The sequence below is a fragment of the Micrococcus sp. APC 4021 genome (genome assembly GCF_030407635.1).
Lineage (GTDB): Bacteria > Actinomycetota > Actinomycetes > Actinomycetales > Micrococcaceae > Micrococcus > Micrococcus luteus.
The window spans coordinates 1-11,217 of record NZ_JASDCZ010000074.1 but is presented as its reverse complement, the minus strand read 5'-3'; the positions used below and the strand labels follow the sequence as shown (position 1 = coordinate 11,217).

The 11,217-nt window shown below is 73.5% G+C and carries 9 protein-coding genes; 5 read left to right on the top strand and 4 right to left on the bottom strand.

Annotated elements, in window-relative coordinates:
• The coding region (locus tag QL983_RS07720; RefSeq protein WP_290152161.1) for a protein kinase at positions 1-596 on the bottom strand (596 nt) is incomplete at its 3' end.
• A gap of 108 nt (positions 597-704) precedes the next feature.
• On the opposite strand from QL983_RS07720, the gene lipB reads away from it, so the two are divergent.
• From lipB to QL983_RS07705, 3 genes are read left to right on the top strand one after another with little or no spacing between them, the layout of a single operon-like run.
• Positions 705-1,406 (top strand): lipoyl(octanoyl) transferase LipB, encoded by a 702-nt coding sequence (gene lipB, locus QL983_RS07715; protein WP_036314221.1) that lies wholly within the window; start codon positions 705-707, stop codon positions 1,404-1,406.
• Entirely contained in the window at positions 1,403-2,410 is a 1,008-nt protein-coding gene (gene lipA / locus QL983_RS07710) for a lipoyl synthase (RefSeq protein ID WP_036383060.1), read from the top strand. The genes lipB and lipA overlap by 4 nt, the downstream gene beginning before the upstream one ends.
• Positions 2,411-2,436: 26 nt before the next feature.
• The gene (locus QL983_RS07705; RefSeq protein ID WP_036314203.1) at positions 2,437-3,249 is read left to right on the top strand and encodes a DUF4191 domain-containing protein; all 813 of its coding nucleotides are present in this window, start codon (positions 2,437-2,439) and stop codon (positions 3,247-3,249) included.
• A gap of 122 nt (positions 3,250-3,371) precedes the next feature.
• Here the strand turns inward: QL983_RS07705 and QL983_RS07700 are convergent, their stop codons facing one another.
• Positions 3,372-3,872, bottom strand: a complete 501-nt coding sequence (locus QL983_RS07700; RefSeq protein ID WP_049146950.1) for an RDD family protein — start codon at positions 3,870-3,872, stop codon at positions 3,372-3,374.
• A 151-nt stretch (positions 3,873-4,023) separates the two neighbouring features.
• Here QL983_RS07700 and glnA (QL983_RS07695) point away from each other — a divergent pair, with 151 nt between their 5' ends.
• Positions 4,024-5,448 (top strand): type I glutamate--ammonia ligase, encoded by a 1,425-nt coding sequence (gene glnA / locus QL983_RS07695; protein WP_036314201.1) that lies wholly within the window; start codon positions 4,024-4,026, stop codon positions 5,446-5,448.
• Between the two features lie 153 nt (positions 5,449-5,601).
• Positions 5,602-6,606, top strand: a complete 1,005-nt coding sequence (locus tag QL983_RS07690; protein WP_036314199.1) for an LLM class flavin-dependent oxidoreductase — start codon at positions 5,602-5,604, stop codon at positions 6,604-6,606.
• Positions 6,607-6,672: 66 nt separating this feature from the next.
• On the opposite strand, the gene QL983_RS07685 is transcribed toward QL983_RS07690, so the two are convergent.
• Both QL983_RS07685 and glnA (QL983_RS07680) read right to left on the bottom strand, forming a co-directional pair.
• A complete protein-coding gene (locus QL983_RS07685) occupies positions 6,673-9,795 on the bottom strand; it encodes a bifunctional [glutamine synthetase] adenylyltransferase/[glutamine synthetase]-adenylyl-L-tyrosine phosphorylase (protein ID WP_129867203.1) in 3,123 nt (1,040 codons plus the stop codon).
• Positions 9,796-9,805: 10 nt separating this feature from the next.
• Entirely contained in the window at positions 9,806-11,146 is a 1,341-nt protein-coding gene (gene glnA / locus QL983_RS07680) for a type I glutamate--ammonia ligase (protein WP_036340718.1), read from the bottom strand.
• Positions 11,147-11,217: the final 71 nt, after the last annotated feature.

Genomic DNA, 11,217 nt, shown 5'->3' with positions numbered 1-11,217 from the left:
GCGAGCGCCTCGGGGGCCGCGAAGCCCGGCGTCGCCCCGGCCCCCGACGCCCCGCCGACCACCCGGGCGACGCCGAGGTCGGCGAGGGCCGGGCTGCCGTCGACGCCGAACAGGACGTTCGCCGGGGACACGTCGCCGTGCACCACCCCCTCGCGGTGCAGGCACGCGAGAGCCTGGGCGATCGGGACGAGCACGGTGACGGCCTGCCCCGGGCTCAGGGGTCCGACCCGCTGCACCATGTCCTGCAGCGTGCCGGCCGCGCGGTGCTCGGTGAGGACCCCGAGGCCCCGGTCCGTCTCCACCACGCCGAGCACGCGCAGCAGATGGGGATGCGCGACCCGTCCGGCCTGCGCCTCCGCCGCCAGCGCATCCGGCGCCGCGCCGGCACGGGGCACCTTCAGGGCGGCCCGGACGCCCCGACCGTCCTCGACGAGCCAGACCTCCGCCTGGGCGCCCGCGCCGAGCAGCCGGACGGGTTCCCAGCCCGGGGCGCGCGGCGCAGCCGTGCCCGGCTCCGACGACCTCTCCGGTTCGGTCTCCGGCCCGCCGCCGACGCGTCCGGCCGCGCCGCCGTCCGCCTCGTCCCAGTCCCGCATCGGTCTCCCCTCTCCGCCGCGCCGTCCGTTCCAGCCCAGGGTGCCGCATGTCCCCGAGCGTCACGGCGGTTGTCCACAGGTCCGGGCCCGAGGACTACAGTGGACGTCATGCCCGAGACACCCCTGCCGCCCCTGCGCGTGCTCGGCCTGGCGCCCGACCTGGTGGACTACCACGCCGCCTGGGACGCCCAACGCGCCCTGCACGCGGACGTCGTCGCCGGCCGCTCCGACGGCGAATTCCTCCTCCTGGAGCACGAAGCCGTCTACACGGCCGGTCGCCGCACCGAGGACGCCGAGCGCCCCACGGACGGCGCCCCCGTCGTGGACGTGGACCGCGGCGGCAAGATCACATGGCACGGGCCGGGCCAGCTGGTCGGCTACCCCGTGGTCCGGCTGCGCGACCGTGCCCACGTCAAGGACTACGTCTGGTTCCTCGAGGAGCTGCTGATCCGCACCGCCGCCGAGTTCGGCGTCACGGCCGTCCGCGTGGACGGGCGGGCAGGCATCTGGGTCCTCGCGGACCGGGACGACGACGGCACGGCCCGCCCGGACCGCAAGGTCGGCGCCATCGGCCTGTCCATCCACGACGGCGTCTCGATGCACGGCTTCGCACTGAACTGCTCCAACTCCCTGGCCCCCTACGAGGGCATCATCGCGTGCGGCATCACGGACGCCGCCACCACCACCCTGTCGGTCGAGACGGGCCGGACCATCACCCCGGCCGACGTCGTGCCGGTGCTCACCCGTCATCTGGACGAGCTCGGGCCTGCGTACATCGCCGTCACCCCCACGGAAGGAATCCCCGCATGAGCCTCGCCCCCGAAGGACGCCGCCTGCTGCGCGTGGAGGCGCGCAACGCCGAGGTGCCCGTCGAGCGCAAGCCCGAGTGGATCAAGGCCAAGGTCCACATGGGCCCCGAGTACATCGGCCTGAAGAACAAGGTCAAGTCCGCCGGCCTGCACACCGTGTGCGAGGAGGCCGGCTGCCCCAACATCTTCGAGTGCTGGGAGGACCGCGAGGCCACGTTCCTCATCGGCGGGGACATCTGCACCCGCCGGTGTGACTTCTGCGACATCACCTCCGGCAAGCCGCGCCCCCTGGACATGGAGGAGCCGCAGAAGGTCGCCGAGAACATCCGCGAGATGGACCTGCGGTACGCCACCGTCACGGGCGTGGCCCGTGACGACCAGAAGGACGGCGCGGCGTGGCTCTACGCGGAGACCATCCGCCGCATCCACGCGCTCAACCCGGGGACCGGCGTCGAGATCCTGCCGCCGGACTTCGGCGCGGTGCCGGAGCTCGTCCAGCAAGTGTTCGACGCGCGGCCCGAGGTGTTCGCGCACAACCTGGAGACGGTGCCGCGCATCTTCAAGCGCATCCGCCCGGCCTTCACGTACGAGAAGTCCCTCCGGGTGCTCACGATGGCCAAGGCCGACGGGCTCGTGACCAAGTCCAACCTCATCCTCGGCATGGGCGAGGAGGACCACGAGATCGACCAGGCCCTGGTGGACCTGCACGAGGCCGGCTGCGACATCATCACCATCACGCAGTACGTGCGGCCCTCGAAGCTGCACCACCCCATCGACCGCTGGGTGAAGCCGCAGGAGTTCGTCCAGTGGTCCCAGCGCGCCGAGGAGATCGGTTTCCAGGGCGTCATGGCGGGCCCGCTGGTGCGCTCGTCGTACCGCGCGGGCAAGCTCTATGCGCAGGCCATGCAGCGCCTCGGCCGGACCCTGCCGGAGAACCTGGCGCACCTGGCCGGGGAGAAGACCGCCCGCCAGGAGGCCTCCGCCGTCGTCGCCCAGATGTCCTGAGCCGCCCGACTAGACTGGACCCCGTCATGACGAAGAACAGCCAGCCCCCCGCGTCCTCCTCCGGCTCCACCTCCGCCACGCTCAAGGAGGTCAAGGCCATGCAGCGCGAGCGTCGCCTCCGCGAGAAGGAGCAGGCGAAGGCCCAGCGCCGGGACAAGCGCGCCACGAAGGGCCCGGGCGTGATCTCCCAGCTCAAGCAGGCCTACGCCATGACCAAGGCGCACGACCCCAAGGTCGGACTGTGGATGCTGCTGGCCTTCCTGGGCGCCCTGGTCGTCGGCCTCGTCATCGGCCTCCTGCTGGACAACTGGATCACGTGGCTGCTCATCGCGATCCCGTTCGGTGTGCTCGCCGCCGTCGTCATCCTGAACCGGAAGGCGCGCCGCGCCGGGTTCGCCCAGCTCGAGGGCCGCCCCGGCGCCGCCGGCGCCGCGCTCTCCACGCTGGGCCGCGGCTGGATCGTGTCCGAGCAGCCGGCCGCCGTGAACCCGAAGACCCAGGACCTCGTCTACCGCGCCGTGGGCCGGCCGGGCGTCGTGCTGGTGACGGAGGGCCCCTCCCCCCGCGTCGCCGCGCTGGTGGTCAAGGAGGAGAAGGCCATGCGCCGCTTCCTGCCCGGCGTGCCCGTCACCGTGGTGGAGTCCGGCAACGGCCAGGGCCAGGTCCCGCTGCACGAGCTGCCCGGCACGCTCAAGGGCATGAAGAAGGCCCTCACGGCGCAGGAGGTCCAGGCCGTGGACAAGCGTCTGACCGCGCTCAACACCAACCGGCTGCCCATCCCCAAGGGCGTCGACCCGAACAAGGTGCGCCCGAGCCGGCGCGCCATGCGCGGCCGCTGAGCGCCGACGCACCCGCGCGAAAGGGGGGCGCCCCGCCGAGGATTCGGCGGGGCGCCCCCCTTTCGTCGTGTCCGGCCTCGCGTCGAGTCGGATCCGGCGTCGTCCGGCGCGGGCCGGTGCGCTCACATGCGGATCTCGACGGTGCCGGCGACCTTGTCGTGCATGCCGCGGCCGTCCGGGCCGACGACGACGGCCGGCAGCACGAGGCACAGCAGCGCCGTGCGCACCACCACGCGGTGCACGGGGGCGGTCCGGCCGCCGAGGCGCACCACCTGGGTGCGGCACACGGCCTTGCCCACGGTGGTGGCCAGCAGGGTGATGCCCAGGATGTGCATGGTGGCGAAGACCATCAGGGTGGCGATCGCGTCGGAGTCGAAGAGCAGCCAGGACACGCCCAGGGCCAGGAACCAGTCGATCACGAGGGCGACGGCGCGGCGGGCCGCAGTGGCCATCGAGGTCGGGCCGTGCTCGGGCAGGCCCAGCAGGTCCCCCGGCCAGCGGCCGCCGGCCAGGCCGCCGCCCGGACCGTCCACCCAGCCGGCGAGGTCGCGCCGGGTGATCAGCGGCTCGTCGCGGCGGGTCGGTTCGGGCTCTTGCGCGGGGTCGGGTGCTCTGCGTGCCACCGGCCCAGCCTACCGGCGCGGAACCGCGAGGCTCGCCGTGGGGCGTCACCGACGCCCACGGAGGCCGCCGGGCAAGTAGGGTGATGACACCCGCCACGCCAGCGCCGCCGTGCCGGACATGCCACCATCGTCACGACCACAGGAGCGCACCATGTTCACCTCCCCCGCGGACGTCCTCGCGTACATCAAGGATGAGGGGATCGAGTTCGTCGACGTCCGCTTCACCGACCTCCCCGGCATGCAGCACCACTTCAACGTGCCCGCCTCGAGCGTCGACGAGGACTTCTTCGTCACGGGCCAGCTCTTCGACGGCTCCTCGATCCGGGGCTTCGCCGGCATCGCCGAGTCCGACATGCAGCTCATCCCGGACGTCGCGACGGCCTTCGTGGACCCCTTCCGGGTCCGCAAGACCCTCACGATGAACTTCTCCATCGTGAACCCCCGCACCGGCGAGCCCTACCTGCGCGACCCGCGCGGCGTGGCCCAGCGCGCGGAGGCCTACCTGAGCTCCTCCGGCATCGCCGACACGGCGTTCTTCGCCCCCGAGGCCGAGTTCTTCATCTTCGAGGACGTCCGCTACGAGTCCTCCCCCCGCGGCTCGTTCTACGCCGTGGACTCGGACGAGGCCTGGTGGAACGCCTCCCGCGAGGACGAGGGCGGCAACCTGAGCCACAAGACCGGCCTCAAGGGCGGCTACTTCCCCGTCTCCCCCACGGACAAGCAGGCCGACCTGCGCGACGAGATCTGCTCGGTCCTGGCCGAGGTCGGCCTCGAGGTAGAGCGCTCCCACCACGAGGTGGGCGCCGCGGGCCAGGCGGAGATCAACTACCGCTTCAACACGCTGACCCACTCGGCGGACGACCTGCAGAAGTTCAAGTACGTCGTCAAGAACGTCGCCAACATGTTCGGCAAGTCCGCGACCTTCATGCCCAAGCCCGTCTTCGGCGACAACGGCTCCGGCATGCACTGCCACCAGTCCCTGTGGAACGGCGGCGAGCCGCTGTTCTTCGACGAGAAGGGCTACGCGAACCTCTCGGACACCGCCCGCTGGTACATCGGCGGCCTGCTGAAGCACGCCTCCGCGGTCCTGGCCTTCACCAACCCCACGGTGAACTCCTACCGCCGCCTGGTGCCGGGCTTCGAGGCCCCCGTGAACATGGTTTACTCGCAGGGCAACCGCTCGGCGGGCATCCGCATCCCGATCACCGGCTCCAACCCGAAGGCCAAGCGCATCGAGTTCCGCGCCCCGGACGCCTCGGGCAACCCGTACCTCGCGTTCGCCGCGCAGCTGATGGCCGGCCTGGACGGCATCCGCAACCGCATCGAGCCGGCCGAGCCGATCGACAAGGACCTCTACGAGCTGCCGGCCGAGGAGGCCGCCGACATCCAGAAGGCACCCGCCACCCTGGACGAGGCCCTGAACGCCCTCGAGGAGGACCACGAGTTCCTCCTGGCCGGCGACGTGTTCACCGAGGAGCTGATCGAGACCTGGATCGCGTACAAGCGCGAGATGGAGATCGCCCCGCTGGCCCTGCGCCCGAACCCCTACGAGTTCGAGCTGTACTACTCGGTCTGATCCGCCCGCCGCGGCCCCGACGACGGCCGTTCGTCTCCCACGCCGGAGGCGGGCGGCCGTCGTCGTGCCCGGCCGCGGAATAGTCCGGGGCCGGTGGGCGCTGGATCTGTGGAGACCTCCGCCCGGCCGGGCGGCCCGCAGACCAGGAGCACCATGACCGAGCACACCGCCCCCACCCCCCTGCCGCTGTCCCTGCTGGACCTCGCCCTCGTCCGCGACGGCGCCCCGATGGGCGAAGCCTTCGCCGAATCCGTGGAGCAGGCCCGCGTCGCCGAGGCCGCCGGCTTCCGGCGCGTCTGGTACGCGGAGCACCACAACATGCCCTCCATCGCCTCCTCCGCCACGGCCGTACTCATCGCGCACGTGGCCGCGCACACCGACTCGATCCGCCTCGGCTCCGGCGGCGTCATGCTGCCCAACCACTCGCCGCTGGTGATCGCCGAGCAGTTCGGCACCCTGGCCGAGCTGCACCCCGGCCGCATCGACCTGGGCCTGGGTCGCGCCCCCGGCACCGACCAGCGGACGCTGCAGGCGCTGCGCCGGGATCCGTCGGCGGCCGAGCGCTTCCCGCAGGACGTGCTCGAGCTGCAGGGCTACCTCACCGGCCAGAGCCTGATCCCCGGCATCGACGCCTACCCCGGCAAGGGCACCAACGTGCCGCTGTACATCCTCGGCTCCTCGGCGTTCGGCGCCCAGCTGGCCGCGCAGCTCGGCCTGGGCTACGCGTTCGCGAGCCACTTCGCACCGCAGATGCTCGAGCATGCGGCGCGCCTGTACCGGGAGCACTTCGAGCCCTCCGAGGCCCTCGCGGAGCCGCACTTCATCGCGGCGGCCAACGTGATCGCCGCGGACACCGAGGAGGTGGCCGAGCGGGAGTGGCAGGCCGCGCAGCGGGCGCGCATCCGGATGATGCTCGGCCGGGGCCGCACCCTCACCGACGACGAGGTCGAGATGCTGCTGCACTCCCCCGCCGGTCAGCAGGTGCTCGGGATGCTCGAGTGCACGGCCGTGGGCACCGGCCCGACGACGGCGGCGTGGCTGCACGACTTCGCGGCGCGGGTCCAGGCGGACGAGCTGATCATCACGACGGCGGCCCAGGACGCCGGCGTGCGGCGACGCACCCTGGAGCTGCTCGGGGAGCACGTCGTGCGCGCCTGAGCCGGCGCTCGCGACACCGGAGCACGGCCGGCCCGCCACCCCGTCGAGGTGGCGGGCCGGCGTCGTTCAGAGCCCGTAGAACCGGGTCTCGAACACCTGACGGGCCAGGCGGGTCACCCGCAGGTAGCGCTCCTCGAGCTCCCCGCCGGTCGTGCCCACCCCGCTGAGGCGGGCCACGGCCTCGAGGTCGCGCATGTTCGTGGGCAGCACGTCGGAGACCTTGCCCGTCCACAGCAGCAGGGCGGCGCGGATCCGGGTGGCCAACAGCCAGGCCTCCTCGAGGACGGCGACCTCGGACTCGGGCAGCAGGTCGTGCCGGGCGATCGCCCGCAGCGCCGGCAGCGTGCCGGTCACGCGCAGGTCCTCGATCTGACCGGCGTGCTTGAGCTGCATTGACTGCACGAGCCACTCGACGTCCGAGAGCCCCCCGCGCCCGAGCTTGACATGGCGCGCCGGATCCGCCCCGCGGGGCAGCCGCTCGGCCTCCACGCGGGCCTTGATCCGGCGGATCTCCCGGGCATCGGCGGCCGAGAGGTCCTGCGCGTAGCGGACGCCGTCGGCCCAGCGGCGGAAGTCGGTGGCCAGGTCGTCGTCGCCGGCCAGGGGGCGGGCGCGCAGCAGCGCCTGCCGCTCCCACACCTCGGCCCAGCGACCGTAGTACTCCCGGTACGAGTCCAGGGTGCGCACCAGGGGCCCCTGGCGTCCCTCGGGGCGCAGGTCGGCGTCCACCTCGAGCCGCCGCTCCCCGGGCAGCGGCGGCGCGACGGGCTTCTGCAGGAGGGCCATGAGCGTGCGGACGACCTCCTCGGCCTGCTCGCGCGCCCGCCCCTCGTCGACGCCGGGGCGTGGCCGGTGCACGAACAGGGCGTCGAGGTCCGAGCCGTAGGTGATCTCCCGGCCGCCCTGGCGGCCCATGGCCACCACGAGCACGTCGGTGAGCGGGTCGGCGTCCCCGACGACGGCGCGCGAGGCCACGCGCAGGGCGCCGACGACGGTGATCTGGTCGATGTCCGACAGGGCCCCGGTGACGGCCTCGAGGTCCAGCAGCCCCGAGATGTCCGCCAGGGCCACGCGCAGGGTCTCGCTGCGGCGCACCTGCCGCACGTGGCGGACGGCGGCCGGGGCCTCCTGCGCGGCCACGCGGCGGTCGAGCCGCGCGTCGACCTGGCGCCAGAGCTGGATGGCGCCCCGGGGGTCGAGCTCCCGGTCGTCCCCCACCCAGGCCACGGCCTCGGGCGAGTGCTCGAGCAGGTCCCCCACGAACCGGGAGCCGGACAGGACCAGGCACAGCCGCCGGGCGGCGTCCGAGGAGTCGCGGAGCATCCGCAGATACCAGGCCGTGCCGCCGAGCGACTCGGAGAGCCGGCGGAAGGCGAGCAGGCCGCCGTCGGGGTCGGCGCCCCGCGCGAACCACCCGAGCATGGCCGGCAGCAGCTGCCGCTGGACCGCGGCCCGGCGCGAGACGCCCTGCGTGAGGGCCTCGATGTGCCGCAGGGCGCCCTGCGGGTCGCGGTAGCCCAGCGCCGCCAGGCGGTCGCGGACGGCCTCCGCGGACAGCCGCACGTCCTCGGCGGACAGGGCGGCCGTCGTCGACAGCAGCGGCCGGTAGAACACGGTCTCGTGGAGACCGCGCACGGCGCGGCGCACGCGCGTGAACTCGGCCTGGAGGTCCTCGCCGGTGGCGGGGCCCCGGTCGGCGGCGCCGCGCATCGACCGGGCGACGACGCGGCGGGCCTCCTCCTTGACCGGCATCAGGTGGGTGCGCCGCAGGTGCACGAGCTGGATGCGGTGCTCGAGGGTGCGCAGCCACCGGTAGTGCTCGTCGAACGCCCGCGCGTCTCGCGTGGTGACGTAGGAGGCGGCGTGCAGCGCCCGCACCGCGTCGAGCGTGCCGCGCACCCGCAGCGACTCGTCCGCACGGCCGTGCACGAGCTGGAGCAGCTGGGCCGTGAACTCGACGTCGCGCAGACCGCCGGGCCCGAGCTTGATCTCCCGCTCGCGCTCCGCGGGGGCGAGGGTGTCCAGGACCCGGGCGCGCATGGCCCGGACGGACTCGACGAACCCGTCGCGCGCGGAGGACTCCCACACCCGGGGCCAGATCTCCGCGATGTAGCGCTCGCCGAGCTGTGGCGAGCCCGCGATCGGGCGGGCCTTGAGCAGGGCCTGGAACTCCCAGCCGTGGGCCCAGCGGCGGTAGTACTCGGCGTGGGACTCCACGGTGCGGCTCAGGGCGCCGTCCTTGCCCTCGGGACGCAGGTTGGCGTCGACTTCCCACAGTCCCGGCTCGGGGGCCGCACCCTGGATCACGCGGCCGATGCCCGCGGCCAGCTCGGCCGCGAGCGCGGCGGCGCGCGGCCCGTCCGGGACCTGGGCGTCGGGGTCCGCGCCGTCCGCGGCCTCGCGGACGGCGTGGGCGAACACGACGTCCACGTCTGAGACGTAGTTGAGTTCGCCGGCGCCGCACTTGCCCATGCCGATCACGGCGAGGTCCACGCGGTCCACCACGGGGCCCTCCCGCTCGGTGAGGACGGCCCGTGAGACGGCGAGCGCCGCGTCCACGGTGGCGCCGGCCAGGTCCGCGAGCCAGCGGCCCACCGAGGGCATGGCCGCCGTGGGCTCGGCGGAGTCGAGGTCGCGCAGGGCGATCGCGGCCAGCTGGCGGCGGTAGGCGCGGCGCAAGGCGACGGCGGCGTCCTTGCCGGTGACGGCCGCGAGGGGGCGGTCGGCATCCGGGTCGGCGCCCACCGAGTCCAGGAGCAGGCGGCGCAGGGCGGCGGACGCATCACCCCAGGGCTCGCCGGCGGTCGGGTCGGGCTGGGCGAGGGCGGGCGCGGTGGCGGCGGCCGCGTCCGGGTCGAGGACGAGGTCCAGGTGCTCGGGACGGCGGATGAGGAACTCGCCGAGGGCCTCGGAGGCGCCGAGCAGCCGCAGCAGGCGGGCCGTCGTCTCGGGGTCCCGGAGGGCGTGGTGGACGCGGGGCTCGCGCTCGGCCAGGCGCACCCACAGCAGCAGGGCCCGGTCGGGATCGGCGGCGTGGCCGAGGAGCTCGACGAGGGGACGCACGTCCACGCCCTCGAACTCGGGCGAGGTGAGCAGCGTCTGCACGCGGCCGGCGTCGGCGACGCCGGCGTGCGCGAGGGTGCGGCGGTCCGGGGCGTCGGCGGTCGCCGCGTCGGGCAGGGCGGACACGGCCGGCGCCTCAGAGGCCGGAGAGGTAGCGCCGCAGCTCGTACGGCGTGACCTCCACCCGGTAGTCGTCCCACTCCTGGCGCTTGTTGCGCAGCAGGGCGTCGAAGACGTGCTCGCCCAGAACGGAGGCGACGAACTCGGACTCCTCGGCGGCGCGCAGGGCGTCGTGCAGGGTGCCGGGCAGGGGGACGTGGCCGAGCACGCGCCGCTCGTGGGTGGTGAGCGCGCTGACGTCCTCGGCGGCGGACTCGGGCAGCTCGTAGCCCTCCTCGATGCCCTTCAGGCCGGCGGCCAGCAGCAGCGCGTAGGCCAGGTACGGGTTGGCCGAGGCGTCGATGCCGCGGTACTCGATGCGGGCGGAGCCGGCCTTGTCCGGCTTGTACAGGGGCACGCGCACGAGCGCGGAACGGTTGTTGTGGCCCCAGGAGACGTACGAGGGCGCCTCGCCGCCGCCCCACAGGCGCTTGTAGGAGTTCACGAACTGGTGGGTGACGGCGCTGATCTCCACGGAGTGGCGCAGCAGGCCCGCGATGAACCGGCGGCCCGTCACGGAGAGCCGGAACTCGTCCGCGGGGTCGTAGAAGGCGTTGGAGTCGCCCTCGAAGAGGGAGATGTGGGTGTGCATGCCCGAGCCGGGGTGCTCGGAGAACGGCTTGGGCATGAACGTGGCGTACGTGCCCTGGGCGGCGGCGACCTCCTTGACGACGGTCCGGAACGTCATCACGTTGTCCGCCGTCGTGAGCGCGTCCGCCGCGCGCAGGTCGATCTCGTTCTGGCCGGGGCCGTTCTCGTGGTGGCTGAACTCGACGGAGATGCCCATGCCCTCGAGGAGGCTGACGGCGTCGCGGCGGAAGTCGGCCGCGTCGGAGCCGGGCACGTTGTCGAAGTAGCCCGCGCGGTCCACGGGCACCGGCTCCCCGTCCGGGCCGGGCTGGTCCGACTGCAGGAGGTAGAACTCGATCTCCGGGTGGGTGAAGCACGTGAAGCCCCGATCGGCGGCCCGGTCCAGCACGCGGCGCAGCACGTGCCGCGGGTCGGCGGGGGCGGGCCGGCCGTCCGGGGTGAGCACGTCGCAGAACATCCGGGAGCTCTGTCCCTGGTCGCCGCGCCAGGGCAGGATCTGGAAGGTCGAGGGATCGGGCTGCAGCAGCATGTCCGACTCGGAGATGCGGGTGTATCCGTCGATCGAGGAGCCGTCGAAGCCCAGGCCCTCCGTGAAGGCGTTCTCCACCTCGGCCGGAGACAGGGCCACCGACTTCAGGGTGCCGATCACGTCCGTGAACCAGAGCCGGACGAACTTGACGTCCCGGTCCTCGATGGTGCGGAGCACGTAGTCCTGCTGTCGATCCATGCCGCCACTCTAGACGCGCCGCGTAGACTCCGGCCCATGTCTGCTCCCCAGTCCCCCCGGCAGCCTGACGA

What these genes read in the sequence shown, in the direction of transcription:
- lipB (WP_036314221.1), top strand. Translation starts at nt 705, where the DNA reads ATGCCCGAGACACCCCTGCCGCCCCTGCGCGTGCTCGGCCTGGCGCCC.
- lipA (WP_036383060.1), top strand. Translation starts at nt 1,403, where the DNA reads ATGAGCCTCGCCCCCGAAGGACGCCGCCTGCTGCGCGTGGAGGCGCGC.
- QL983_RS07705 (WP_036314203.1), top strand. Translation starts at nt 2,437, where the DNA reads ATGACGAAGAACAGCCAGCCCCCCGCGTCCTCCTCCGGCTCCACCTCC.
- glnA (WP_036314201.1), top strand. Translation starts at nt 4,024, where the DNA reads ATGTTCACCTCCCCCGCGGACGTCCTCGCGTACATCAAGGATGAGGGG.
- QL983_RS07690 (WP_036314199.1), top strand. Translation starts at nt 5,602, where the DNA reads ATGACCGAGCACACCGCCCCCACCCCCCTGCCGCTGTCCCTGCTGGAC.
- glnA (WP_036340718.1), bottom strand. Translation starts at nt 11,146, where the DNA reads ATGGATCGACAGCAGGACTACGTGCTCCGCACCATCGAGGACCGGGAC.